This is a genomic window from Cupriavidus sp. YAF13, from assembly GCF_052113425.1.
Lineage (GTDB): Bacteria > Pseudomonadota > Gammaproteobacteria > Burkholderiales > Burkholderiaceae > Cupriavidus.
Window position 1 is genome coordinate 1 of the sequence record NZ_JBFRDD010000025.1, and the last position, 25,722, is coordinate 25,722.

Annotated in this window: 15 protein-coding genes, 3 tRNA genes and 1 other RNA gene; 8 read left to right on the top strand and 11 right to left on the bottom strand. The window is 65.3% G+C overall.

From position 1 onward, the window contains the following. Together AB4061_RS20165 and AB4061_RS20170 are read right to left on the bottom strand one after the other, a co-directional pair. Nucleotides 1-1,358, bottom strand: a 1,358-nt coding sequence (locus tag AB4061_RS20165) for a DNA polymerase III subunit gamma/tau (RefSeq protein WP_441636870.1), incomplete at its 3' end; no start/stop codon positions are given. Between the two features lie 93 nt (nt 1,359-1,451). Further along, a complete protein-coding gene (locus AB4061_RS20170; RefSeq protein ID WP_441636872.1) occupies nt 1,452-3,962 on the bottom strand; it encodes an adenosylcobalamin-dependent ribonucleoside-diphosphate reductase in 2,511 nt (836 codons plus the stop codon). A gap of 116 nt (nt 3,963-4,078) precedes the next feature. Between AB4061_RS20170 and ffs the strand changes: the two genes are divergently transcribed. Beyond that, nucleotides 4,079-4,177: signal recognition particle sRNA small type (gene ffs / locus AB4061_RS20175), an RNA gene on the top strand. Between the two features lie 184 nt (nt 4,178-4,361). Here the strand turns inward: ffs and AB4061_RS20180 are convergent. The 3 genes from AB4061_RS20180 to AB4061_RS20190 all read right to left on the bottom strand — a co-directional run bounded on the left by AB4061_RS20180 (nt 4,362) and on the right by AB4061_RS20190 (nt 11,305). Beyond that, nucleotides 4,362-7,985, bottom strand: coding sequence for a UvrD-helicase domain-containing protein (locus AB4061_RS20180; RefSeq protein ID WP_441636874.1), 3,624 nt, complete (start codon nt 7,983-7,985; stop codon nt 4,362-4,364). After that, nucleotides 7,982-10,912, bottom strand: coding sequence for a PD-(D/E)XK nuclease family protein (locus AB4061_RS20185; RefSeq protein WP_441636876.1), 2,931 nt, complete (start codon nt 10,910-10,912; stop codon nt 7,982-7,984). Before AB4061_RS20185 ends, AB4061_RS20180 begins: the two co-directional genes overlap by 4 nt. A 126-nt stretch (nt 10,913-11,038) precedes the next feature. Further along, nucleotides 11,039-11,305, bottom strand: a complete 267-nt coding sequence (locus AB4061_RS20190; RefSeq protein ID WP_006157724.1) for a hypothetical protein — start codon at nt 11,303-11,305, stop codon at nt 11,039-11,041. A 531-nt stretch (nt 11,306-11,836) separates the two neighbouring features. Here AB4061_RS20190 and trxA point away from each other — a divergent pair. The 6 genes from trxA to AB4061_RS20220 all read left to right on the top strand — a co-directional run bounded on the left by trxA (nt 11,837) and on the right by AB4061_RS20220 (nt 18,432). Then, nucleotides 11,837-12,163: a thioredoxin TrxA gene (gene trxA, locus AB4061_RS20195; RefSeq protein ID WP_010814265.1), complete on the top strand. Its 327-nt coding sequence runs from the start codon at nt 11,837-11,839 to the stop codon at nt 12,161-12,163. Nucleotides 12,164-12,351: 188 nt separating this feature from the next. Then, a complete protein-coding gene (gene rho / locus AB4061_RS20200) occupies nt 12,352-13,614 on the top strand; it encodes a transcription termination factor Rho (protein WP_043347534.1) in 1,263 nt (420 codons plus the stop codon). Between the two features lie 104 nt (nt 13,615-13,718). Continuing rightward, complete coding sequence (locus tag AB4061_RS20205) at nt 13,719-14,573, top strand: M90 family metallopeptidase (protein ID WP_441636879.1); 855 nt, start codon at nt 13,719-13,721, stop codon at nt 14,571-14,573. 243 nt (nt 14,574-14,816) lie between these two features. After that, nucleotides 14,817-15,080, top strand: coding sequence for a type B 50S ribosomal protein L31 (locus tag AB4061_RS20210; RefSeq protein WP_006157720.1), 264 nt, complete (start codon nt 14,817-14,819; stop codon nt 15,078-15,080). Nucleotides 15,081-15,267: 187 nt separating this feature from the next. Beyond that, complete coding sequence (locus AB4061_RS20215; RefSeq protein WP_441636882.1) at nt 15,268-17,055, top strand: ArnT family glycosyltransferase; 1,788 nt, start codon at nt 15,268-15,270, stop codon at nt 17,053-17,055. Nucleotides 17,056-17,079: 24 nt separating this feature from the next. Next, complete coding sequence (locus AB4061_RS20220; protein ID WP_441636884.1) at nt 17,080-18,432, top strand: MATE family efflux transporter; 1,353 nt, start codon at nt 17,080-17,082, stop codon at nt 18,430-18,432. A gap of 252 nt (nt 18,433-18,684) precedes the next feature. On the opposite strand, the gene AB4061_RS20225 is transcribed toward AB4061_RS20220, so the two are convergent. The 5 genes from AB4061_RS20225 to ltrA form a co-directional block, all read right to left on the bottom strand. Then, nucleotides 18,685-18,761, bottom strand: a tRNA-Asp gene (locus tag AB4061_RS20225). Nucleotides 18,762-18,829: 68 nt separating this feature from the next. Next, nucleotides 18,830-18,905, bottom strand: a tRNA-Glu gene (locus tag AB4061_RS20230). 108 nt (nt 18,906-19,013) lie between these two features. Next, a tRNA-Ala gene (locus AB4061_RS20235) sits at nt 19,014-19,089 on the bottom strand. A 279-nt stretch (nt 19,090-19,368) separates the two neighbouring features. Continuing rightward, complete coding sequence (gltX, locus tag AB4061_RS20240) at nt 19,369-20,775, bottom strand: glutamate--tRNA ligase (protein ID WP_441636886.1); 1,407 nt, start codon at nt 20,773-20,775, stop codon at nt 19,369-19,371. A 145-nt stretch (nt 20,776-20,920) separates the two neighbouring features. Further along, nucleotides 20,921-22,624 carry a group II intron reverse transcriptase/maturase gene (gene ltrA, locus AB4061_RS20245; protein WP_441636888.1) on the bottom strand — a complete coding sequence of 568 codons (1,704 nt, stop codon included), beginning with the start codon at nt 22,622-22,624 and terminating at the stop codon, nt 20,921-20,923. Between the two features lie 1,119 nt (nt 22,625-23,743). On the opposite strand from ltrA, the gene AB4061_RS20250 reads away from it, so the two are divergent. Continuing rightward, nucleotides 23,744-24,694 carry a patatin-like phospholipase family protein gene (locus tag AB4061_RS20250; RefSeq protein WP_441636890.1) on the top strand — a complete coding sequence of 317 codons (951 nt, stop codon included), beginning with the start codon at nt 23,744-23,746 and terminating at the stop codon, nt 24,692-24,694. A gap of 81 nt (nt 24,695-24,775) precedes the next feature. Here the strand turns inward: AB4061_RS20250 and AB4061_RS20255 are convergent, their stop codons facing one another. After that, nucleotides 24,776-25,462, bottom strand: a complete 687-nt coding sequence (locus tag AB4061_RS20255) for a C40 family peptidase (RefSeq protein ID WP_150983330.1) — start codon at nt 25,460-25,462, stop codon at nt 24,776-24,778. Nucleotides 25,463-25,722 lie beyond the last annotated feature (260 nt).

The following is a 25,722-nucleotide window of genomic DNA, read 5'->3' on the forward strand; positions in this document are numbered from 1 at the left end:
GGAGCGACGGATGCTGGAGCCGGGCCCAGCATCCTTGCCGGTGCTGCCGGCATCGGAGCCGGCGCTGGTTGTTGTGCCTGGACTGGCGAGGGATCGGCGGCCGGCCTCGGCGCGGCCGCACGCAAGCTCGGAGCAACAGGCGCCACGGCGGCGCTGGCGGCGGCCGCATCTGCCGCAACCCGGGCCGCCGGCGCAGCGGCACCGCGTGCGCGCGGCACCTGTTGGCCGCCACCCTGCGCCACCGCAGGTGTGGGGCTGGCCGACGGGCGGAACGCCAGCATGCGCAGCAGCGTCATGGTGAAGCCCGCATACTCGTCGGGCGCCAGCGCCAGTTCACTGCGGCCAAGGTTGGCGATCTGGTAGAACAGCTGCACTTCCTGCGCGTCGAAGGCGGCGGCGAAGCGACGCACTTCCGCGGCTTCCGGCCATTCTTCCTGGACCGAGGCGGGCACCGCCTGCGCCAACGCGATCTTGTGCAGCAGCGAGGCCAGGTCCTGCAAGGCACCGGCGAACGACAGGCTGCGATCCGCCATGCCATCCGCCACCGCCAGCATGGCGGTGCCGTCTTCGGCGGCCAGCGCATCCAGCAGCTGCACCAGGTAGCTCTGATCGATCGCGCCCAGCATGCCGCGCACGGCGGCCTCGGACACCTGGCCGGCGCTGTAGGCGATGGCCTGGTCGGTCAGCGACAGCGCGTCGCGCATCGAGCCGTGGGCGGCCTGGGCCAGCAGGCGCAGCGCGTTGGGCTCGCGCACGATGCCCTCCTCGCCCAGCACGTGGTCAAGGTGGCTGACGATATGGCCCGGCGGCATCTGCTTGAGGTTGAACTGCAGGCAGCGCGACAGCACCGTGACCGGGATCTTCTGCGGATCGGTGGTAGCCAGGATGAACTTGACGTGCGCGGGCGGCTCTTCCAGCGTCTTCAGCATGGCGTTGAAGGCGTGGTTGGTCAGCATGTGCACTTCGTCGATCATGTAGACCTTGAAGCGCCCCGCCGTGGGTGCGTACACCGCCTTGTCCAGCAGTGACGCCATTTCGTCGACACCGCGGTTGGAGGCCGCGTCCATCTCGATATAGTCGACGAAACGCCCGCTATCGATCTCGGTGCAGGCCTTGCACACCCCGCAAGGCTGCGCGGTGATGTCACCCGTGCCGTCCGGCCCGATGCAATTCAGCGCCTTGGCGAGAATCCGGGACAACGTGGTCTTGCCGACGCCCCGCGTACCGGTAAACAGGTAGGCATGGTGCAGCCGCTGTTGTTCCAGCGCGTGCGTGAGCGYGCGGACCACGTGCTCCTGGCCGACCAGCGTGGTGAAATCCCGGGGGCGCCATTTGCGCGCTAGCACTTGATAACTCATGGCGGCGATTGTAGCAAAAGGCAGCCGTCCTTCAGGCGGGATTCACGCCCGCTTCACATGGTGGCCAGGTGCGTTGCCCTGCGCCCCAGGCCCCTAGCCACATTCCCCGACATACCCGCAGTTGGCGCACTTGGCGCAGCCATCGACCTTGTGCAGGGCATGGGCGCCGCACTCCGGGCAAGTCTTGCCCGAGCCCAGCCCCATCCCGGCGGCCGGCGTGCCGGCGCCACCAGCGACAGGGGCCGCGCCCACACTGTCGACGGCACCCCCGCCGAGCCCTTCCAGCCCGGCCAGGCGGGCGGCAAGCGCCGCCACCGGCACTTGGACACCCTCCGCATCGAGGAAACCCCGCTTGATCAGGATGCGCTGCAGGGCGTACCCGATCGCCGCCACCTCGGAATCGTGGAAGCGCGGCACCTCGGTGCCGTCCTGGCGCGCCAGCGTGCCATAGCGCACCGTGCCCTTATCCCATACGACGCTGCGCATGTCGGCCAGTGCCTTGGCGATCGAGCCCCCGGAGCGGGCCACCATCGACAGCAGGCGCATGGTGGACGTGATCCACTGCTGGCCGTCGTTGCGCTGCCCGGCCGGCATGAAAAACTCCACCGGACGCTCCACGGCCACCGGCTTGCCGTCGAGCAGGCCGGCCACGCGCATGAAATTGACCGTCAGGTAGACCGTCTTGTGCCCCTCATAGGTCATGTACTCGACCTTGGACGTCACCCCTTCGAGGTCGCCCACGGGACGGCTCGCGAATGGCTTGCGCAGCGGGTCGTCCGTCACAGCGGCCGTGGCGGGTGCAGCCGGGGCGCCGGCCGGCGGCGGCGTCACCGACAGCACCGCGCCCAGCACGCTATTGGGGCGGTAGGTGGCAAGCCCCTTCAGCCCGGCGCGCCAGGCTTCCAGGTAAAGGTTGCGGAAGGCCTCGTATGGATAGTCCTCCGGCACGTTCACCGTCTTGCTGATGCTGGTGTCGATATAGGGCTGGACCGCCTCGAGCATCTTCATATGATCGAGCGCCGACATCTGCAGCGCCGTGACAAAACTGTCAGGCAACTGCGCCATGTCGCCGCCGAGGTGGCGATAAAGGCGCCAGGCATGATCCGCCACCTCGAACACCTTGTAGCTATCGTCCGCCATGCGCTTTTTGCGGTTGTAGGTCCACGAGAAAGCGGGCTCGATGCCGTTCGACGCGTTGTCGGCGAACGCCAGCGTGATGGTGCCGGTCGGGGCGATCGACAGCAGGTGCGAGTTGCGGATGCCGTCGCGGCCGATGGCGTCACGCACCGCCGGCGGCAGGCGCCGCGCGAAGCCGCTGGCCAGGTAGGCCTCGGCCTTGAAGAGGGGGAAGGCGCCCTTTTCCCGCGCCAGCCCGGCCGATGTCAGGTAGGCAGTGTCGCGCAGGGCCTGCGCGATGCGTGCGGCCAGCGCGCGCCCCGCCTCGGCGTCATAGCGGATGCCCAGCATCACCAGCGCGCTGCCCAGCCCGAGGAAGCCCAGGCCAATGCGCCGCTTGGCATGCGCCTCGGCCTGCTGCTCCGGCAACGGCCAGTAGGTGACGTCGAGCACGTTGTCGAGCATGCGCACCGCCAGCCGCACCACCTCGGCGAAGGCCTCGAAATCAAAGCGGCTGTCCGTGCCGAAGGGCTGGCGCACGAAACGGGTCAGGTCGATCGAGCCGAGGTCGCAGCAGCCATAGGACGGCAGCGGCTGCTCCGCGCAGGGATTGGTGGCCTCGATGCGCTCGCAGTAATAGAGATTGTTGTCGTCATTGATGTGCGACAGAAACAAGATGCCCGGTTCCGCATGGTCGTAGGTAGCCTGCATCACCTGATCCCACAACTGGCGCGCCGGCACACGGCGATAGGCCCACTGGCCGTCATCGCGCCGGTAAGCGCCCGCGGCGATGGTTTCCGCCGCGGGCTCGGCCTCGTGCACCAGCTCGACCTCGCCATCGGCCTCGACTGCGCGCATGAAGTCATCGCTGACGCCGATCGAGATATTGAAGTTGGTCAGGTCGCCGCGGTCCTTGGCGTGGATGAAGGTCTCGATATCCGGGTGGTCGCAGCGCAGCACGCCCATCTGCGCGCCACGGCGCGAACCGGCGGATTCCACCGTGGCGCAGGAGGCATCGAACACCTTCATGAACGACACAGGCCCCGAAGCGCGCGAGTGCGTGCCCCTCACCAGCGCCCCGGCCGGGCGGATCGCGGAGAAATCGTAGCCCACGCCGCCGCCGCGGCGCATGGTCTCGGCCGCTTGCGCCACCGCGGCGTAGATGCTCGGCTTGCCGTCACGCACCTCTGACACGGAATCGCCCACCGGCTGCACGAAGCAGTTGATCAGCGTGGCCTCGATGCGCGTGCCCGCCGCCGAGTTGATGCGCCCGGCCGGCACGAAGCCCTGCTCCTGCGCCCACAGGAAGCGCTCTGCCCATTGCGCGCGCTGCGCCTCGGGCTCTGCCTCGGCCAGCGCGCGCGCCACCCGCTGGCGCACGTCGGCGGCGCTCGCCTCCTCACCCTTGGCGTACTTCTCCAGCAGGACTTCCGTGGAGACGTCCTGGGGCGGCAGCGTGGCGCGGAGCATCTGGTCTTTGGCATTCATCGTGGATCTCGCAGGTGTCTAGGTTGCATGGCTCAATCAAGCGACTCAATCAATTTACGCAATCAATTTCGCGGAAAACCGCCGGACCCGCACGCTCTGGGTTACAATGCCGACCGGACGGGCCTCCTCGCATGGTGGCGCGGTCAACCTGGTCAGGTCGGGAACGAAGCAGCCACAGCCGTTTTCCGCCAGTGCCGAGGGTCAGGCTCGTCCCCCTAACATCCCCCTAGCTGTATTCCGCAGGTATCCAGCCGCAGCTATCCAGCAGTAACATCCCCTAGCATCATCGCGCTTTCTTCAAGTCTGCGCATCAGGCCGCCGATAGCATAGTGCTCGGCAAGGCCTCGCTGAATCCGCATCCACGCAATGCCCTCCCGTTTTTCATGATCCAGGGCTCGCTTAGAACAGCGCGCCCTGGCGCGACGTTTGCAGCGCATCCGCCGCAATCCACTCTCCGTCGGCCGTGGCCACGCCGGCCTCGACCCGCCGCCCGGGGAACATCGGCCTGACCGCTGCCACATAGCCCGCGAGCTGCTGCGCGTAGGCCGCGTGCTCCTGCGGCAGCAGGCGCAGCTTGTAATCGATGATCACCACCCGATCGGCAAACTCCACCAGGCGGTCGATCCGCAGCAGGCGGCCGCGCGCGTCGTAAAGCTCGACCTCGTTGCGGGCGCTGAGCGCGGCCTGCGGGAACAGCAACGGCCGCAATGCCGGCGCTTCCAGCATCAGCCGCGCGCCTTCGACCGCGGCATGCGCCTGGTCCCGCCACAGCGTGCGCGCCTGCGCCGTGCCGGCGCCCGCCAGCGGGAACCAGCGCATCACCACCTCGGGCGTGGGCAAGCCCTCGAACGCCTCCGGATAGCGTGTCACGCGTTCGAGCAGCGCATGCAGCAGCTCGCCATGGCGCGCCGCGTCGGCATCGAACACGATGGTATGGCCGCCATCCTCACCGGGGGCAGCGCCCTGCTCCGCTTCCTCGTCTTCCCACGCCAGCACCGGCGCCAGGCTCTCGGCCGCTTCACGGTAACGCTGGCGAAAATCGGTAAAGCGCACGCGCGCATCATTGCTGGCGGTGGCATCCGCCACGTCCTGCGCGGTGGCCGCCGGAAAGGGCTCGACTTCCACGCCGACGCCGGCCGCAAGCAGCCGCGCATACCAGCTGCCGGCGATCTCGCGGTTGCCCTCGGCGCTATCGGCGCTGCGCGATGCGCGCCCCTTGACGCCGCTCACCAGCAACCCCTGGCGCGCACGCGTCATCGCCACATAGAGCAGGTTCCAATTCTCGCGCTCCGCCAAGGCGGCCTCAGCCTCGAACAACGGCGCGCGAGCGAGCCCGCGCGTGCTGCGCTTGCCATAGGCGGAAAAATGCACCGGCACGGCCGAGGACGGCGGCCAGTCGATCAGGATGCCGCCCCGGTCCGCGGCGGCGTCGCTGTGGTTGGCGTCCAGCAGCACGACGAACGGGGCCTCCAGCCCCTTGGCGGCGTGCACGGTGAGAATGTGGACCGCGTCCTGCGCATTGTCGGTAGCGTCGTCGGCATCGGCATCGGCTTCGCCTTCCGCGTCTTCGGCGCTATCGGCCATGCCGCCTTCATCCGGGCTTTCGCCTTCTTCGCCGCGCCGGATTTCCTGTAACTCGTCAATAAACTTGGGCAGGCTCGGGTAGCGCCCGCCATCGAGGTCGAGCGAGAGCTTGAGGAAGGCATCGAGGTTGGCCAGTACCTGGTCGCGGATCTCGGCCGGCGCGGCCTCGGCGTAGCGCCGGCGCACTTCGCCGCCATGGTAGATGTGGTCGATCAGGTCATGCACCGGCCGATGCGGCGCCACCTCCAGCCAGTGGCGCAGGCGCGCGACACCATCGCGCAGTGCCGGGCTGCCGAACTCGGGCAGCCCCTGCTCCCGCAGGCAGGCCCACCAGCCTGGCCGCGCCTCGCCCGCCTGGGCCATCTGCGCGATGGCGATCAGGTCCTCGTCGGTCGCGCCCACCAGCGGGCTCTTGAGCACATGGGCCAGGTCCAGGTCAGACTCCGGTGTCATCAGGAACGCCAGCAGCGCGGACAGGTCGAGCGCTTCCAGCGTGGCCAGCAAGCCGCCGCGGCGCGGGCTCAGGCAGGGAATGCCAGCCTCGCGGAAAGCACGCTCGTACTCCGCCAGATGGGTCTTGCGGCGCACCAGCAAGTGCACATCGCTCCAGCGCGCGGGCCGCGGGCCATTGCTGTCGGCAACCGGCACAGTGGCGCGGACATGCTTTAGCCAGGCCGCCACGCGCCGGCCCTCTTCGAGCCGCAGCGAATCGCCTTCGTGCTGGCGCGGCTGCGTCAGCGTATCGCGGTGCGTGGCGGAGTCCCGCGCGGCCTCATCGTCATCGCCAGCCGCGTCGTCCTGCGGTGCCGGCTCCGCCTCGGGCTCGACCAGCGGCAACAGCCACACCGGGCCGCCGGGCTCGTGCAGCGCGGTCGTCTGCGTCTCGAACAGCGGATAGCGCCCATCGGCGCGCGCGGTGTCGAACACCGCGTTGACCCAATCGAGCACTTCCGGGCGGTTACGGCGGGTGCGGTTGGTCCGCAGCACGGTGGCGCCGAAACCCGACTGCAGCATCTCGCCGGCGGTCTGGAACAGGCGCGCATCGGCGCGGCGGAAGCGATAGATCGATTGCTTGGGATCGCCCACCAGGAATACCGTGGGCCGCTCACCCAGGCCTGCGTAGCCGGCCAGCCAGCCTTGCAGGATGCGCCATTGCAGCGGGTTGGTGTCCTGGAACTCGTCGAGCAACAGGTGACGGTAGCGCGCATCGAGCCGGACCTGCAGGTAGGTCGCGGTCTCTTCGTCGCGCATCAGCCGCGCGGCCAGCCACTCGAGGTCGGCAAAGTCCATCGCGCGCTGCTCGGACTTGTGGTGCTGGTAGCGCGTCAGCAGCGCGTCGCCCAGCTCGTACAGCGCCAGGTTGACCGCCAGCACCGCAGCCTCGCAGCGGCGTTGCGCGATCTGCTCCAGCGCGGCGCACATGTCGCCGTGCCCGGCGAGGAACGCATCGACCATCGCCTCACCACCGAGCGCCTTGGTCAGCGCCGTGGTGGCGCGTAGCGAGCGCGGCTTGCCGGCGGCGGTGAAAAACGCGTCGCGCAATATCGCGAAGGTGCGCTCCGCGGGCTCGCCCCCTTCGGCGCCTGCCTCGCGCCAAGCGCGGATCTCCAGGATCGCATCGGCCAGGCGCATAGCGTGAGCCTGCTCGGTCTTGCCGCCCCGGCCCAGTTGCGACGCCATGCCCTGGCAAGTGTCAAGCCAGCCGTCATCGGCCAGCACTTCCAGCAGCACGTCGACCTGGGCATCCTCGCCCAGGTCCGCGGCGAGCGTCTCAGCGGGATCGGCGCTTTCGCGGAACGCAAACCACTCGCTGCGCGCGTGGAACATGGCGTCGAGCAAGGCTCGCGCCTGGAACTCGCCGATGGCATCCACCAGCCGCTCGAAGGCGACGCGCAGGTTGGCGTACGGCGGCGTGGCCAGGGCCTGCCAGAACGGCGCCCAGGCCTCGCGCTTCATGCGCAGCGCGTCTTCGCGCAGCGTGGCGCCCGGCACGATGCCCGACGCCAGCGGCGCGCCGCGCAGCAACGTGCCAAACCAGCCGTGGAAGGTATCGATGGCCATGCGCCCGGGCGCGGCCAGCACCTGCGCATGCAGGCCACGCGCGCGCGGCAGCGCGGCGCGTGCGCCATCGGGCGACAGCCCGCGCTGCGTGAGCGCGGCGATCACCGCGTCGTCATCGTCGCGCGCGAGTTGCGCCAGCACTTCCAGCAAGCGCTCTCGCATTTCCTCCGCGGCCTTGCGCGTGAAGGTGATGGCGAGGATCTCGTGCGGCGCCGCGCCGGCCAGCAGCAGCCGCAGCAAGCGCGCCACCAGCAGCCAGGTCTTGCCGCTGCCCGCGCAAGCCTCGACCACCACGGAGCTGGCGGGGTCGCAAGCCGCGCGCGTGAACTCGGCCTCGGCCACCGGCTGGCCATCGCGCAGATAGGCGTGGATGCTCATGCGCGGCCCCCGATACCCGGCGGCAACGCCGTGCTTTCCCAGAAGCCCTTGCGGCACAGGCCGCGGGCGGTGCAGTAGGTGCATGCGCTGGCGTCGCCGAAGGCCGCCAGCGGCGCGTCCTGGCGCAGGCGCATCACGTCGCTGCGCAGTTGTTGTTCGAGCCACGCCACTGCGGCGTCGAAGTCAGGCAGGCTCACTTCGCGCTGGGGCGCCGGCGGCCCGTCCTTCGCGCCTTCGAGCGCCACCCAGCTGCCGGCGGCAACGTCGGCGCGCAGCAATCCATAAAACGGCAACTGGCAATCCTCTTCCACGTCCCCGACCTTGCGCTTCAAGCGCAGCACGGTCTGGGTCTTGTAATCGAGCACCGCACGGCTGCCGTCGCGCGCGCGATCGAGCCGGTCGATGCGGCCATTGACGCGCAGCGGCTGGCCGTCGGGCATAGGCAGGTCGACAGTGGCGTCGAGCTCGCCATCGTCCCAGAACCAGCCCTGCGCCTCGCGCTCCGCCTGCCATGCCACGTAGGAAGGCAGCACTTCGCACCAGCGGCGGTAGTAGCCGATGGCGTTGCCGTCTTCCTTCATCAGCGCGCCGAACTCGTGATCGGAAATCTCGCGCAGGCGCGCCAGGCGAGCGTCTTCACGGCGCAAGCCCTCCTGCGACGCTTCGCGGTGGTAGCGCAGCAGCACGCGGTGCAGCAGCTCGCCGATGTCGCGTTTTTCCAGGTCGTCGCTGACGACTTCCAGCCCCGCCAGCCCAAGCATGCGGCCGGCAAAGAACTGGTAGGGACAGCGGCGCAGCATGTTGTACGCCTGCGCGCTCCAGCGCGCAGGCACCAGCTCCGATGCCGCCGGCGCGGGCATGCCGCCGGCTTCGGCGAAGGTCTCGTGCAGCACCGGCAGCGCGCTCGCCTCGATCGGCGCGCCCGCGCGCGAGCACAGCGCGCTGAGCCGCTCGATCCAGCCCGACACATGCTTGGGCTCGCCACGCGCGCCAAGGCGCTGCCAGGTGAGCACCACGTCGTCGTTGTTCAGCAAGACCTCGGCCAGATCGCGTGCCTGCTGGGCAAAGCGCACCTCGCGGTCTTCCAGTCCGAGCTCGCGCCGCATCTGGTTGGAAAAAAACATCAGCTCGGCCGCACTGGAGGGAAGCTGCGTGTCGTCGCACCCCACCACCACGACCCCGTCGAAGCGGCGCATGCGCGCGCCGTTAAGCGGCAGGATGGTGATGCGCGCGGCGCCGCTGGCCGAGGGCTCCTTGTAGGCAACCGACTCCAGCAAGGCTGACAGCATGGAGCGGAATTCGCCGAGATTGAGCGTGGCGCCCGCACCCGTCTCGTCCTGCGGCAGATCGGCAAGGCGCGCCAGCGCGTCGAGCAATTGCGTGCCCGCATCGTCGGCCGACAACGCCTCGCGCATGCCGAGCACCTCCAGCATGGCATCGAGGCGTTCCAGCCAGGTCGAGACCGGGTGCTGCGCGTTGCCGCGCGGCCAGGCGCCGGCTTCGGCCGCAAGGTGCTGCACCAGCTCGCAAGCGGCCTGCCGGGCGGCGCGGCGGGCGTCGTCTTGTGCGGCGTCATCTTGCGCGGCGTCGGCGGCATTGCTATCGCCGGTGGCCTGGCCAGCCGTGTCGGGACGGAAGCGCTGCTGCAAGCGGCGCCAGCCACCCGTGATGCCATCGCGCCGGATCTGCCGCTCAAGCGCGGCAATGGCCTCCCCCCGTAGCACAAAGCCGGGCAGGCAGAACGGGCTCTTTAGCAGGTCGAGCAGGGCCGAGGTATCGCCGTCCTGGTTGAGCAGGTCGAACCATCGCATCAGCGCAGCCGCGGCTCGCGTGGTCGAGAGCTTCCAGCCGGTTTCGTCGCGCACCGGCGCACCGGCCCGCGCCAGCAACGCGCGCGCGCGCCGCGCTACTACGCGATCGTGCGCCACCAGCGCCACGTGGCGGCGGCCTTCGTTGAGCCACTGCACCAGTTGCTCGGCGGCAGCGCCGGCCTCGTCCTCGAAGCGCGCGCTGCCGATCACGCGCACGCGCGGGCGCTCGGCCGGCAGGCTGCGTGGCGCGCGGCGCGCGGCCGCTTCGTTCTTGCCAGGCAGCCGCGCCTCGGGCCACAGTGCCAGCAAGGTGTCGTACCAGCCGAGCTCCCCGTCCTCATCACCCAGATCGGCATCGAGCGCGCTGCCCTGCGCCTGCGCTAGCTGCGCGGTCCAGTCATAGCCGATGCGGATCACCGGCACGAGCTCGGCGGCCTGCCGCAGGAACGCTTCCTCGATCGGCTGGGGCGGCGTCGGCCCGAGCCAGATGACCGGCCCGTCCAGGTGCTGGGCCAGCCGATGCAGCGTGCGGCGGCGCGCGGGCATCGGATCGTCCGGGCCGGACAGGGCTTGCCAGAAGGCCATCACGATGCGGGCTTCCTCACCGAGGAAACGCGAGGACAGATGCGCGTAGGTCCGCTCCAGCGCGCCCTGCAGCAGGGCCGCGCGATCGTCCCCGTCGACGTCTTCATCGCGGATGGCATCGTCGTCGAGCCAGCGCGCGCTCAGTTCGTCGCTGATGGCGAGCAGCGTCTGCGCCAGCCCCCATGCCGCAGCCTCGGTCTGCGCACCAAATGCGCGCCGCAGCCAGTCCTGCGCACGAATGGCCTGCTGCACGGCCAGCAGCCGCGCAGCATGGCTGCGCACCGGGATCGGGTCGGGCGGCAGGTCGAGCAGCCAGTGGCCAATGGTGACCACCCGCGGCAGCAGCCGCGGCTTGCCGGCCGCGCGCGCGGCGGCATCCAGCGCCTGGCGCACACCGGGGATCTGCGCGGCGGTGGGCACCACCACATGCGCGGCGGCTTGCTGCTCCCCGCAATGGTCGAGGAAATACCAGGCCGCGGCGGCGGCCTGCGGCAGGAAGTCGGGGCCGGGACGAAATTGCAGCGAGGTCATGAAGCGAGAGTAACGGCCGGATCGGATGCCATGGCGAGAAGGCGCGCGGCGGTCAGCGCGCGCACCCGGGCATCGCGCACGGGATGCGCGAAAAACGCGGGAATAACCGGAGAGCCCGGAGCGCCTTCAGTGGCTGCCGGCCTCGAGGCGCGAGCGGATTTCGCGCGCGGTCTCCAGCAGGCCCTGGTAGCCGGAGCGTGCGTGCTCTGGCAGGTCGGGGTCGCCCACCAGCGCACCCAAGGTCTCGATGACACTGTAAAGGAGGCCCTTGGCCGCGCCGCCGGCAATGCTCTCTTGCTCGACAGCGGCATTGATGTGATCCAGCGCGTCGCTCAAGTGTTCCACTTCGGGGGGTTGCTGCGGATCCGGCTTGGAAGGGGTGTCTGGCGTCATGGTTTGTAGCCTTGTCTGTTGCGCGGGAAGGCGCCGGGCCGAGGCCAGGCGCGTGATTCTATTCTACGCGCCCGGGGGCGCCGCGCGACCTTTGCATCGCATGGGATTGCGTTTGCGCAAGGCCCTCGCGCCGCGTATCAAAGCCGTGGCGGCGTTACTCATAAGCCACATATCAGGTGCCTGGCGGCGAGCTTCGGCGCGGCTCCCGATTGATAAAAGCTCTTGCGCCGATTAATACAATCATCCCACCAGGCTTGGCTTCGCGGGCAGAATGGCGCTACACGCTGCCGCATCGGCCGGGTTTCATCACCGCGTACGGCAGCGCACCGTGGGGCTGATGGGCAGGGTATTGAATTCCCATCAACTGGTAACATATGAGCAGCATCCCGCCAATCGTGGCTGTCCCGTCGCTCGGGACAAGCCCGCACCGGGTAAAGCGCCTGGCTACAGCTATGCGCAAACTCGTGTAATGTAGCGGTTCGGCAAATCCCGCCTTCAAATTAAACAGAGCGAAACCAGAGGTTTTCCGCCATGAGTGAACAAATCAAGTATGTGAGCGACGCCTCCTTCGACGCAGACGTGCTCCAGTCCGACAAGCCTGTCCTGCTCGACTTCTGGGCAGAATGGTGCGGTCCTTGCAAGATGATCGCCCCGATCCTGGACGAAGTGGCCAAGGACTACGGCGACAAGCTGCAGATCGCAAAGATCAACGTCGATGAGAACCAGCAAGTGCCGGCCAAGTTCGGCATTCGCGGCATCCCCACGCTGATCCTGTTCAAGAATGGCGCGGTTGCCGCGCAAAAGGTCGGCGCGCTGTCCAAGTCGCAACTGACCGCATTCCTCGACGGCAATCTGTAATATGCCGGCCCGGGGCGCGGCGCCATCAGGCGTGCCCCCGGTGTAGCCACAATCCGACGTGCGTGCGCCTTCCCTGGCGCACCGTCCGGATTGTGCTAAGATGGCATCAACAACTTCCCCGAGCGTTCGCTCATTTCCTCCCCCTCCTTTAGGTCCAGCCCGTCCGGGCGCCTCTGTACCCCTCGTCTATGCACCTGACAGAACTCAAATCGCTTCACGTGTCTGCGCTTCTCGAAATGGCCGCGACCCTCGAGATCGACAACGCACAACGGATGCGCAAACAGGAGCTGATGTTTGCGATCCTGAAGAAGCGCGCCAAGCTGGGCGAAATCATCTTTGGTGACGGCACCCTGGAAGTCCTGCCGGACGGCTTCGGCTTCCTGCGCTCGCCCGAGACCTCCTACCTGGCAAGCACGGACGACATCTACATCAGCCCTTCGCAGATCCGCCGCTTCAACCTGCATACCGGCGACACGATCGAGGGCGAAGTACGGACCCCCAAGGACGGCGAGCGCTATTTCGCACTGGTGAAGGTGGACAAGGTCAACGGTCAAGCGCCTGAAGCGGTCAAGAACCGCATCATGTTCGAGAACCTGACGCCGCTGCACCCGAACCGGCCGCTGACGCTGGAGCGCGAAATCCGCGCCGAGGAAAACATCACCGGCCGAATCATCGACATGATCGCGCCGATCGGCCGCGGCCAGCGCGCCCTGCTGGTGTCTTCGCCCAAGTCCGGCAAGACCGTGATGCTGCAGCACATCGCCCACGCGATTGCGAACAACCATCCGGAAGCGGACCTGTTCGTGCTGCTGATCGACGAACGCCCGGAAGAAGTGACCGAAATGATGCGCTCGGTGCGCGGTGAAGTGGTGGCGTCGACCTTCGACGAACCTGCCATCCGCCACGTGCAGGTCGCTGAAATGGTGATCGAAAAGGCCAAGCGCCTTGTCGAGCTCAAGCGTGACGTGGTGATCCTGCTGGACTCGATCACCCGCCTGGCACGTGCCTATAACACGGTGGTGCCGGCCTCGGGCAAGGTGCTGACTGGTGGTGTGGACGCCAACGCGCTGCAACGCCCCAAGCGCTTCTTCGGCGCTGCGCGTAACCTGGAAGAAGGCGGCTCGCTGACCATCATCGCCACCGCGCTGATCGAAACCGGCAGCCGCATGGACGACGTGATCTACGAAGAGTTCAAGGGCACCGGCAACATGGAAGTGCACCTGGAACGCCGCCTGGCGGAAAAGCGCGTCTATCCGTCGATCAACCTGAACAAGTCCGGCACCCGCCGCGAAGAACTGCTGATCAAGCCCGAGATCCTGCAAAAGGTCTGGGTGCTGCGCAAGTTCATCTCGGACATGGACGAAGTGCAGGCCATGGAATTCATTCTCGACAAGATGAAGGCGACCAAGAACAACGCCGAGTTTTTCGATATGATGCGCAGAGGCGGCTGATCGTTCGCTATGCCGCGCGCCGCGGTTCGCGCGCTGGCACTGCACTGGAAGGGCGCGCCTCGGCGCGCCCTTCTGCGTTTCCGCCCTGTGCCTGCAGGAGTCCCATGTTCGGCCGACTGAGCCACTTCCTGCGCGCGCGCTCGCGCGTGCGCAAACTCGAACACTACGCGATTCCCGACGCGCTGTGGACGCACACGGTGGCCAAGCTGCCGTTCGTGCAGCGCTACGGCGCCGCCGATCTCGCCGCCTTGCGCGAGCTCGCCACATTGTTCATCGCCGAAAAGGAATACTCCACCGCGCACGACCTGCCGCTCACCGACGAGATGGTGACGAGCGTCGCGCTGCAAGCCTGCGTGCCCATTCTCAAGCTGGGCATCGAGTGGTATCGCGGCTGGCGCGGCATCGTGCTCTACCCCGGCGAGTTCGTCATCCGCCGTACCGTCGAGGATGACATCGGGCTGGTGCATGGCGTGGTTGAGGAAGCCAGTGGTGAAGCCTGGGAACACGGGCCAGTCATCCTCTCCTGGCCCGATGTGCAGGCGCCCGGCGCCGGACTGAATGCGCGCCATGCCCACCACCCCGACGACACCTACAACGTGGTCATCCACGAGTTCGCCCACAAGCTCGACATGCTCGACGGCGAGCCGGACGGCGTGCCGCCCTTCTCTCGCGTGCTCCATCCGGGCATCGACCGCGAGCAGTGGGCCGAGACCTTCCTCACCGAGTACGACCGCTTCGCGGATGCGTGCGAGCAGCAGTCCGACCATGCCTGGGACCATCCGGAACGGCTGCCGCCGGCGCTGCGGGTGATCGACCCATATGGCTGTGAAGCGCCCAGCGAGTTCTTCGCGGTGGCCTCGGAAACCTTCTTTGTCGAGCCGGGCGGCCTGCGCAGGCACTGGCCAGCCCTCTATGATTCGCTCGCGGCGTTCTATCGCCAGGATCCAGCCTCCATGTGATCGAAGATCAACCTCTCGGCGCCCCCGGCCGCCGTGCGCATCGCGCACTCAAAACTTGCCCAGCTTTTTGTTTTTCTGCGATAATCCCGGATTGTCCGTTATCGGCAAGTGGTTCGTTCGCCGCAACGCTGCCAGTGCAATCAGCGCATCCAGCTTCTGGTGCTTTTTTTAGCGCTTTTGGCAATGGCAGCAGCAGCAGCACGGCAAACAACGGACTGGCTACCCAACCTGAAAGGAAACACCATGAAAGAAGGCATTCACCCGAATTATCGCGAAGTCGTATTCCTCGACGTGTCGAACGACTTCAGCTTTGTGACCCGCTCGACCATCCAGACGCGCGACACCATCACCCGCGACGGCAAGGAATACCCGCTGGCCAAGATCGAAGTGTCGTCGGAATCGCACCCGTTCTACACCGGCACCCAGAAGATCATGGACACGGCCGGCCGCGTCGAGAAGTTCCGTCAGAAGTTCGGCAGCAAGCTGAACAAGCTCACCGCGAAGTAATTCGCCGCGAGCCCGCTCGCTGCATGGCCTCGGACAAAATGCTCCGGCGCCGCGCACCCAAGCAAAGAGGCAGCATCGGCTGCCTCTTTGCTTTTGCAGCCTCCGCGCGATCGGCACCAACCGGCGCCCTCCGGATGCAGCTAACCGGGAGCGCCCCGCCCCGGCGGCCCCCAAGACCCACCAATCAATGAGCGCAGCCAAGACTTCCCGTGTCCACCTGACCGCAGCCGCCACCGGTACGCTTCCGCGCGCACTGTTGCTGGCCATCTGCATCATTTACGGCCTGGCTGGCCTGTTCGGCCGCGATCCGTGGAAAAACGAGGATGCGGCCGGCTTCGGCGTGATGTGGCAACTGGCCACCGGCGGCACCCAGGACTGGCTGATGCCCAATATCGTGGGCCGCCCTTATGGCGAAGACGGCCCGCTGGTGTTCTGGGTTGGCGCCCTGATGATCCGCCTGTTTGGCGGCTGGCTCGGCGCGCCGGACGCGTCGCGCATCGCCACGGCACTCTTTTACTTCGGCACCTGCGCACTGATCTGGTACGCGACCTACCTGCTCGGCCGGCGTGCCGAGGTGCAGCCTTTCGCCTATGTCTTCGGCGGCCAGCCCAACGCGCGCGACTACGGCCGCACGCTGGCCGACGGCGCCCTGCTGATCTTTCTGGCCTGCGTGGGCCTGGCCATGCGCGGCCACGAAACCACGCCACAGGTTGGGCAAGTTTGCTTTGTCGCCATGAGCCTGTATGGCATGGTGCGCAGCCTGGACAAGCCAATCCAGGGCGGCATCTGGCTGGGCGTCGGCCTGGGCGCGCTGACCCTGTCCAGCGGGCCGGTCATCCCGCTGGTCTTGCTCGCCTCCGTCATCCTCTGCGGCCTGGCCTGCAAGCCCCTGCCCCTGCCGCGCGTGCTGCTGGCAAGCGTGCCGCTGGCGCTGGTGCTGGTGGCAGCCTGGATGGCCGCCGCCTACTTCGGCGCAACCGACCACAACGACGCGGTGACCTTTATCCGCGAGTGGTCGCGCTACGATCGCCGCACCTACGGCGCGCCGAACGCCGCCGCGCTCAACTTCATCGCGCGCAACCTGCTGCTGTTTACCTGGCCGGTGTGGCCAATTGCCTGCTGGGCCTGGCTGAGCTGGTCGGGCATGCGCCGTGCGCCGCATGTGGCGCTGCCCCTGGCGATGCTGCTGCCACCGCTGCTGCTGCTGTTTCTGCTGCGCGCGCCGGGCGACGTGCAGTTCATCCTGCTGCTGCCGCCGATGGCCGTGCTTGCCGCGTTCGGGTTGCCAACGCTCACGCGCGCCGCCATCAATGCGATCGACTGGTTCGCCCTGCTCTTCTTCACCATCTTCGGCGGCTTCGTCTGGTTCATGTGGATCGCCAGGACGACGGGCCAGCCGCCGCGCATCGCCGCCAATATCTACCGTCTGCTGCCGGGCTTCCAGCAAGATTTCACTGTCAGCGCGATCATCTATGCGCTGCTGGTGACGGCAGCCTGGGTCCTGATCGTGCGCTGGCGCCTGTCGCGCGCGCCTAAGCAGATCTGGCGCCCGGTGGTGATCTCGGCCGCTGGCACCACGCTGATGTGGGTGCTGGCCATGACGCTGTGGATGCCATCGATCAACTACGGCAAGACCTATCGCGACGTGGCCCAGGCCGCCTCGATGGCGCTGCCCACGGCGTATAAGTGCGTGCAGCCGATTCGCATGGGCGACGCGCAGCTGGCCTCGTTTGCCTATTTCGGCCATATCCGCTTTGGCGGCCCGGAGGACGGCTGCGACGTCCTGCTGCGCCACGACCCCGTCGACTACGGCGAGCCCACCAGCATCTCGCACTTCGAATGGCGCCTGATCTGGGAAGGCCGGCGCCCCTCCGATCGCGACGAGCGCTTTCGCATGTATCGCCTGGTCGATATGTCCCGGGCCGCGCCGCCCCGGCCCAGCCTGCCCGGACGCCGGCTGCCAAGCCACCCCTGAGGTGGCTGCGCCGCGCCTGCCCGCATGAACGTGTTCCACGATATCCGCCGCATTTCCGTGCTGGCCGCGCCGGTCCTGGTCGGCCAGCTTGCGGTGATCGCCTTTGGCGTGATCGACACCATCATGGCCGGGCGAGCCTCTGCCATCGACCTGGCCGCCGTGGGGCTGGGCGGGTCCATCTACATCACGGTCTACATCAGCTTGATGGGCGTGCTGCAGGCGCTTGCCCCGATCGCCGGTCAGCTCCATGGCGCCGGGCGCGCAGCGGAAATTGGCAGCGAGGTCAGGCAGGCCGCCTGGCTGGGACTAGCGCTGGCCATCCCCGGCATGTTGCTGCTCTTGTTCCCCGGCCCGCTGCTGGAGTTTGCCCAGGCACCGCCGGAGCTGGTCGAGAAGGCAACACACTACCTGCATATCCAGGCGTTTGGCTTGCCAGCCGCACTGGGCTTTCGCATCTACTCCGCGCTCAACAACGCCTTGTCGCGCCCGGTCATGGTGACCGTACTGCAGCTCGTCGGGCTGGTGGTAAAGATTCCGCTCAATGCCTGGTTCATCGATGGCGGCTTCGGCCTGGCGCCGATGGGCGGGCCGGGCTGCGCGCTGGCCTCGGCGCTGATCAGCTGGATCTGGTGCATCTCCGCCATCCTGATCCTGCGGCGCAACGCGGCCTACCGCCCTCTGCAGATCTTTTCCAGCTGGGCGTGGCCACAAGCGCGGCCGATCCGCGCACTGTTGCGCCTGGGCGTGCCGATGGGGCTGACCTACCTGATCGAGATCACGTCGTTCACGCTGATGTCGATCTTCATCACGCGCATGGGCACCGTGGTGCTGGCTGGCCACCAGATCATTGCCAACCTCGGGGCGGTAGCTTATATGTTGCCGCTGTCGCTGGCGATCGCCACCTCCACGCTGGTAGCACAGTCCATCGGCGCGCGCGACCAGGACAGCGCACGCCGCATTGCCCGGCGCGGCATCTGCTTGGCGGCTGTGCTGGCGATCATGGTCGGCGGCCTGCTGTGGATCCTGCGAGAACCGCTGCTGCATGCCTACGCTAAGGATCCGGCAGTGGTGCGCGCCGCCCTTCCTCTCATGTTGTTCATCGCCTTCTATCAGGCATTCGACGCGGTCCAGGTCATGACGGCATTCATCCTGCGCGCCTACAAAATCGCACTGGTGCCGACCTTGATCTACGCAGTGTCGCTCTGGGGAGTCGGCCTGGGGGGCGGCTACGTGCTGGGCTTTGGCTTGATCGATGCCCTGCCCGCCTTCACACGGGGGGCCGCGGGGTTCTGGCTGGCCAACAGCATCAGCCTGGCCATTGCCGGCTCGCTGCTGGTGCGCTACTTCGTCACAATCAGCCGGCGCGATGCAAGCTGAGCAAGCGTTGGAACGCGCAGCGGATGGATTATCTCAGCTGCACGAGGGCATATATAGCCGAACAAGCGCTGACCGCCGCCAGCCACAACGCGATAATGCCTGCCTGGCTAGCAGGCATGGCCCGGCATAATGCCGCCACGCCATCACCGTGTGCGCGCCGAATCAAATAGCAGGGATTATCAGGAACTGCCGGAGCGAATGCCGGGCAGCAAAAGAAAAAACCCGCATGGCATAACCATGCGGGTTTAGTTTTGGCGGAGTGGACGGGACTCGAACCCGCGACCCCCGGCGTGACAGGCCGGTATTCTAACCAACTGAACTACCACTCCATACTCTTACTTGCCACCGACAGCGATGCTTTCGACGACAAACCGAACGTTTGGTTACGTTCGTTATTTGGCGTCCCCAAGGGGATTCGAACCCCTGTACTCACCGTGAAAGGGTGATGTCCTAGGCCTCTAGACGATGGGGACAGAAACTTGTCTTTCGACTTATTCCGTCTGGCACCGTGAGTATCTCAAAACCAGATTTTCACAGCACCCTGGAAGTTTCGACTTACTACACTCGAACTTCCGGCATTTTGGTGGAGCTAAGCGGGATCGAACCGCTGACCTCTTGCATGCCATGCAAGCGCTCTCCCAGCTGAGCTATAGCCCCATGGTACTACGTTACCGCCTACTTCTTTTACCACCGCTGCTTTCGCAGCGTTTCGCGTTTGTTTCTTCGTTTCAGCGAAGACAAGATTATATAAACAACCTTGCTTTTTTGCAACCCCTTTTTTAACTTTTTTCTGCGATCCACATTACTGCGGGATTACTTCTTATCGCTTCCATCCGTTATGCCCGCTTGGTTTTTGTCCGCGCTGCAGGGAGAACAAGATTATGCTGAATTCCTGGCAGGAGCGCAAGCCCCTGCCAGGAATTTCTGCAAAATATTTCAAGCAAGCCCGGCCTGGATGCGGCGCAGCACCGTATCGCGCCCAAACAACTCCAGCACGGCATCGATGGCAGGCGTCTGCAACTGCCCCGCCACCAGCAGGCGGACCGGCATGGCCAGCTTGGGCATCTTCAGGCCAAACTCGGCCAGCACCGCCTTGAAGGCCGCGCTGATCTCCTCGCGCTTCCACTCGGTGAGTGCCGCCAGCCGCGTGGCCAGGGCCTGCAGTGCCGGCAGGATGTCGGCGTTGAGGTGTTCTGCCTTGAGCGCTGGATCCGGCTGCGGCTCGCCGCGGTAGAACAGCAGCGCGGCCTGAGCCACGTCCTTCAGGGTATTGGCACGGTCCTTCACCAGCCCGATGACGCCCTCCAGGCTTGCACCCTCCACCTTGCCGCCCAGCGCCTCGATGAATGGCTGGGTCAACCCGGCCAGGCGCGCGTTGTCGCCCACCTTGATGTAGTGGTTGTTCAGCCAGGCCAGCTTTTCCGGGTTGTACTGCGCCGGGGACTTGCCCAGGTGCTCCAGGTCGAACCACTCCACGAACTGCTCGCGCGAAAAGATCTCGGCGTCGCCGTGCGCCCAGCCCAGGCGGGCCAGGTAGTTGAGGACGGCCTCGGGCAGATAGCCTTCGTCGCGGTAGCCGGTCACGGGCATGGCGCCATGGCGCTTGCTCATCTTCTCGCCCTGCTCGTTGAGCACCGTCGGCAGGTGAGCGTACACGGGGGCAACGCCGCCCAGCGCACGGATAATGTTGATCTGGCGCGGGGTGTTGTTAACGTGGTCGTCGCCGCGGATCACGTGGGTGATGCGCATGTCGAGATCGTCGATCACCACGCAGAAGTTATAGGTCGGCGTGCCGTCCGGGCGCGCGATCACCAGGTCGTCCAGTTCCTCGTTGGAGATTTCGATCCGGCCCTTGACCGCATCGTCCCAGACCACGCTGCCGCCAATCGGGTTCTTGAAGCGGATCACCGGCTGCACACCGGCCGGCGGCACCGGCAGGACCTTGCCCGGCTCGGGACGCCAGAACCCGTTGTAACGCGGCTTCTCACCGCGCTCGCGCTGCGCGTCGCGCAGAGCGTCCAGCTCTTCGGTGCTCATGTAGCAAGGATAGGCCAGCTCGCTGCCCAGCATCTGCTTGACCACCTCGCGATAGCGGTCCATGCGCTCCATCTGGTAGAACGGGCCTTCGTCGATATCGAGATCGAGCCAGGCCATGCCTTCCAGGATCACGTCCACCGATTCCTGCGAAGAACGCTCGACGTCCGTGTCCTCGATGCGCAGGATGAAATCGCCCTTCATGCGGCGCGCAAAGGCCCAGGGGTAGAGCGCGGAGCGGATATTGCCGAGGTGAATGAAGCCGGTCGGGCTCGGCGCGAAGCGGGTGCGGACGCGTTGTTGTGTCATAGAGGAATGAAACAAAAAAGCCCGCGCACGAATGCGCGCAGGCCGGGGTGTGGCGGGTAGGGACAGGGTCATTGCTGACCCGTCCCCCCCTAAGAACCGTACTTGCGAGTTTCCCCGCATACGGCTCAAGCCTTTCGAAATCCCCTCACATTGAGGGGGCCGGTTTCTTAACGGTTAGACCGTGGTTATGTACTTGGATGTGACAGTCTGGATGCAACAGTACCCGATTTCCTAGAGCGTCCGAGCCACCGTGTACACGATACTCAATATGATGGTCATGCCACCCCGTCTCTTTGGTCATCCTGCACTGGCACAACGCACACAAGCCGTGCTGTGAAATGTACAACTTGATCCATTGCTTTCGGTGCGACATGCTATTCAACATGCGCTTCTGCTGCAAGGTCTCGCCATACCTCTCCTGCGCCGGATCAAAGGGGTGGTAATCCCCTCGGACTTTCTGGTGGCGCCGGATGGGTGTTCGCGGTAGCGAGTACAACTCCACCCTATCCTGACTGCCGTCGTCTCTCACTACTGTGGTTCCAAACACCCAACTTCGATCACCCCTGGATGCAAAGTACTTCTTACGAATCCAGGTGGGCGTCTTGTTGGCGTGCCTCCGTTTCGCCCACCGCCATAGAGCACGAAATATGTCGTGTTCCAGACGGTTGAACGTGGCTTTTGCCACCACCGGGCTGTGATACTGCGCCCAGCCCCTCAGCAACGGGTTCAGCAGTAGGATGAGCTTCTCCTGCTGCACCGCTTTGTTAGCACTGATGACAGCCTTCACCTTGCGATAGAACGTTTGCACGTTTTTCTTGCTTGGCTTGATGAGTAGCTTTCCCAGGTACTTCCGGAAATTCCACCCCAGAAAGTCAAAGCCGTGTGCGATGTTGACGATTCGCGTTTTCTCCGTCGAAAGCGTCAGTCCCCGTACTGCAAGGAACTGCTCTACCCACGGTTTCACTTCATTCGCCAGCATCTCTTGCGAGGAACCGGTGATCACGAAGTCATCTGCGTATCGGACTACATTCACCTTCAGCTTCCGAGACTGGGCTACCCCGAGCGTTGCCGTCACATGGCTCAACAGTTGCTCTTCCAGTCCATTCAGCGCTACGTTTGCCAATGTCGGGGAGATGATGCCTCCCTGCGGCGTTCCAGCCTCGGTTGCCTGAAACTGGCCCTGAAATACCACGCCAGCCTTCAGCCACTTCCTCAGGATCGCTTTGTCCATTCGGACATTGCTCTCCAGCCAGTCATGACTGATATGGTCGAAACAGCCTTTGATATCCGCTTCCAGCACCCATTGGGCTGAGACCTTCTGTGACAAGGCCACGTATAGCTGGGACATGGCATCCAACGTGGAACGATTGAGCCGGAACCCATACGAGTTCGGATCGCTCGTCCCTTCGGACACTGGTTCCAACGCCAGCAGGTACAAGGCCTGCATGGCTCGATCCAACATGGTCGGAATGCCTAGTGGGCGCTCCTTCCCGTTGGCCTTAGGGATAAAGACCCGCCTCAATGGCATAGGTCGGTACCCTCGGCGCTTCAACCGCCCAATGGCTTCCCACCGGGCTTCAGGCGAATCCCACAGTTCGCGATCGACGCCTGCCGTTCGCTTACCTCGGTTTGCCGCCACTCGTCGTACCGCCGATGCTTTGGCGGACCACGAGCGGGTCAGAGACCTTTGCAGAGCTTTCACCCTGCGCCAGTCCCCTTCCTTTGTTGCCTTCGCAATTCTGACCTGCATCTCCCGAACGTTCCGCTCTACTCTGCGCCAATTGATGGCCGCCCAGCTACGCGATGCGTCGGAAAGCGCAGAATCATCCTTGCAGATGATTACTTCCATGCTGCTCTCCTATCTTGAGGGCTACCCCAACATCAAGAGAGACAACTTGCCCCCTAAGGGGCACGTTGGCCCCCTAGGGGAAAATTTCACATTCAAGCGAGATCTGTCAGTTCGTCTTGCGACGAAAGACCAGTTGGAAGTCTGCCCGCTTTCGCGTGGAGTGATGTTGCAACCCCTATCCGAACCATTACAGCCCGGCATTCGCTTTTTCCAACCTCCCATACCCGCACAACCGACAGCGTCCCTTACGGTTCGCCTGCCGAAGTCAACTGCGTCTCGGCGGCCATACGGGCTTACTGCGTTCCCTGCACGTTACAAGACCGGGTTAGGGCCTGCCTATTCGCCGGTGGTCCAATGACGACGTATCCCAAGATCCTAGCGGGATAACCGACCACGTACCTTTTGGTTGATGCCTAACAGCAGCTTTGGCACCGCAATGCTTACGACGTTTATCAGCAGTTCACTTAAGTTACCCATGCCAGTCAGCCTAGCTCCTCAACCCCAGTGCTGCTTGGAGTCTCTACAGTTCTACCTCACGGACGAACCGCACCCTTGCGGGGGCTACATTGTCAGGAAAGCTTCACACCCCACCGTCACCAGTGACGCATGTCTCCCTAGGCTACTGCTAGTCGCATAGCAGGTTCTCTATCGGGGGCAGCCTCGCGGCTGGCTCCGACCGAACCATAACGCACAGAGCTTATCGCCCTGATCTTCTTACCCACTCTTGCGGGTCAAAACGTCGCGCACACCTTCGCCTTATGGGCGAAGACATCCGCCCCTGGCGTAGTATGACGATCGTCAGCTCATACTCAGGCACTACGCCTGAGGAACTACCATTGCAGAGACGACTCAGGGTAAACCCCAGTCGTTACGTTTAAGTTGCGGCGGAGGCCGCTGCGAGTTCAAGGCTCTCGCATCGCACAGGATCGCCGCATTATAGCAAGCAGGGCGCTGTATCCCGCCCCGCCCGGCGCCAGGATGCCCGGCCGCGCGGAATCATTTATGCTCTGCCCGGTCTGAATGCTGTCGCGTGGGACGCGTGTCCAGCGCGGACAGCACATTCCTGCCGTCGTGGCGCTGGCCGCGTCGAATACGCCACTTCTCATCCCCTGGTTATCCATGCAACGACGCAACTTCCTTGGCGCCGGCGCGGCAGCACTGCTGGCCGCCTGCTCCTTTGGCCCCAAGCCGGGCACCCTCACCGCCACACCGGAAACACCGGCCGTGCCGTCCCTGGTGCCCGTGGCGCCAGCTCGCCCCATCAGGATTGGCCTCGCGCTTGGCGGCGGCGCCGCGCGCGGCTTTGCCCATATCGGCGTGATCAAGGCGCTGGAGGCGCAGGGCATCCACCCGGACCTCGTCACCGGCACCAGCGCGGGTGCGGTGGTCGCAGCGCTCTACGCCTCGGGCATGAGCGGCTTCCAGCTCAACAAGCTGGCGCTGACGATGGACGAAGCCGCCATCGCCGACTGGGCCCTGCCCTTCGGCACCCGTTTCGGCGGCTGGCTCAAGGGCGAGGCGCTGCAGAACTATGTGAACAAGCTGATCGCCAATCGCCCCATCGAGTCCATGAAGCTGCCGCTGGGCATCGTTGCCACCGATCTCAAGACCGGCCAGGGCATCTTGTTCCGGCGCGGCAACACGGGCCAGGCGGTGCGCGCGTCCAGTAGCGTGCCGGGGGTGTTCCAGCCGGTCTCGATCCAGGGACACGACTATGTGGACGGCGGCCTGGTCGAGCCCGTGCCGGTGGACTCCGCGCGCACCATGGGCGCGGACTTCGTGATCGCCGTGAATATCTCCGCCGAGCCTTCCAGCCAGAAAAGCAATGGCCAGAGCGGGGTATTGCTGCAGACCACCGCCATCATGGGGCAGTCGATCAGCAAGATGGCACTGGCGCGAGCCGATGTGGTGATCCGCCCCGATCTGCCGGACATGGGCGGCAGCGACTTCAACTCGCGCAACCGCGCCATCCTGGCCGGCGAGCAAGCCGCCGCCGCCGTGATGGCGAGCCTGCGCGACAAGCTAGCCCAGGCACGGCTGCGGCCCGCCGGAACGGTAGCCGCGCAGTAAGGAGCGGGAGGCACCAACGAAAAAAGGACTGCATGGCAGTCCTTTTTTCGTTGACTGGCGCGGACCGCGTCCGCGAGCCGTTCAGCCGCCGTAGAGCGGGCGGTTGACTGCGTTGGGATCGAAACGCTTCAGGGTTTCGACCATATTGCCAAGGTTGTTGGCGCTGCCGCTGTCCTGCGGCGCGTCGTCGATACGGCGCGCACCGTTATAGCGTGTCACCCAATACGAGGCGCGCATGTCGTCGACGCGGATCTTGCTGCCGGTGGACGGCGCGTGCACGAACTTGTTGTCGCCAATATAGATGCCAACATGCGAGAAGGTGTGGCGCATGGTGTTGAAGAACACCAGGTCGCCGGGGCGCAGGTCGTTGGATGCCACGGTGGTGCCGACCTGGCTCATCTCGACCGAGCGGCGCGGCAGCACGAAGCCAAAGGTGTCATTGAACACGTAGCGAACGAAGCCGCTGCAGTCCAGGCCCGATTCGGGGCTGTTGCCACCGAAGCGGTAGCGCACGCCAATCAGTCCGAGGGCATTCATGACCAGGTCGCCGGCCTTGCTGGCCACATGGCTGGTGGAATTCATTACCGAAGAGAGCAAGCCGCGCTTGCCTTCCGGATGTGGGTCTGCACTCAGTTCGGTACGTGCATCGATGCGGGCGTCGGGATCCTTGAACACCGTATCAGCCAGCACTCCATTCGATAGAGTGGCACCGCAGGCAATGGCAATTCCTACGGCGCCGCGCGCCAGGGAATGAAGCATTCGCTGCATTGGTTCTCCTGATGAATCGTTCTTGACCGGCCCCGGGAAAACGCACCGGGCGGGCTTGAAATCAATGGGATGACTCGCACGCAAAAAGCGGACCAAGTGATGCAAACCACTCGCCACACGCATAAGCGACGTGCTAACCACCCCCGAAAATAGTTCTCGCCGGATGGTATAAGGTTGTCATCCACATGTCAAAGTTCGTTACAAAATTCAAATAAAACGCTTTGCAATCAAGGCTATACGACGAAAGTCGCAGATGCTTT

Coding starts and splice junctions, on each gene's coding strand:
- AB4061_RS20170 (WP_441636872.1), bottom strand. CDS start 3,962: ATGAATGCCAAAGACCAGATGCTCCGCGCCACGCTGCCGCCCCAGGAC.
- AB4061_RS20180 (WP_441636874.1), bottom strand. CDS start 7,985: ATGAGCATCCACGCCTATCTGCGCGATGGCCAGCCGGTGGCCGAGGCC.
- AB4061_RS20185 (WP_441636876.1), bottom strand. CDS start 10,912: ATGACCTCGCTGCAATTTCGTCCCGGCCCCGACTTCCTGCCGCAGGCC.
- AB4061_RS20190 (WP_006157724.1), bottom strand. CDS start 11,305: ATGACGCCAGACACCCCTTCCAAGCCGGATCCGCAGCAACCCCCCGAA.
- trxA (WP_010814265.1), top strand. CDS start 11,837: ATGAGTGAACAAATCAAGTATGTGAGCGACGCCTCCTTCGACGCAGAC.
- rho (WP_043347534.1), top strand. CDS start 12,352: ATGCACCTGACAGAACTCAAATCGCTTCACGTGTCTGCGCTTCTCGAA.
- AB4061_RS20205 (WP_441636879.1), top strand. CDS start 13,719: ATGTTCGGCCGACTGAGCCACTTCCTGCGCGCGCGCTCGCGCGTGCGC.
- AB4061_RS20210 (WP_006157720.1), top strand. CDS start 14,817: ATGAAAGAAGGCATTCACCCGAATTATCGCGAAGTCGTATTCCTCGAC.
- AB4061_RS20215 (WP_441636882.1), top strand. CDS start 15,268: ATGAGCGCAGCCAAGACTTCCCGTGTCCACCTGACCGCAGCCGCCACC.
- AB4061_RS20220 (WP_441636884.1), top strand. CDS start 17,080: ATGAACGTGTTCCACGATATCCGCCGCATTTCCGTGCTGGCCGCGCCG.
- gltX (WP_441636886.1), bottom strand. CDS start 20,775: ATGACACAACAACGCGTCCGCACCCGCTTCGCGCCGAGCCCGACCGGC.
- ltrA (WP_441636888.1), bottom strand. CDS start 22,624: ATGGAAGTAATCATCTGCAAGGATGATTCTGCGCTTTCCGACGCATCG.
- AB4061_RS20250 (WP_441636890.1), top strand. CDS start 23,744: ATGCAACGACGCAACTTCCTTGGCGCCGGCGCGGCAGCACTGCTGGCC.
- AB4061_RS20255 (WP_150983330.1), bottom strand. CDS start 25,462: ATGCAGCGAATGCTTCATTCCCTGGCGCGCGGCGCCGTAGGAATTGCC.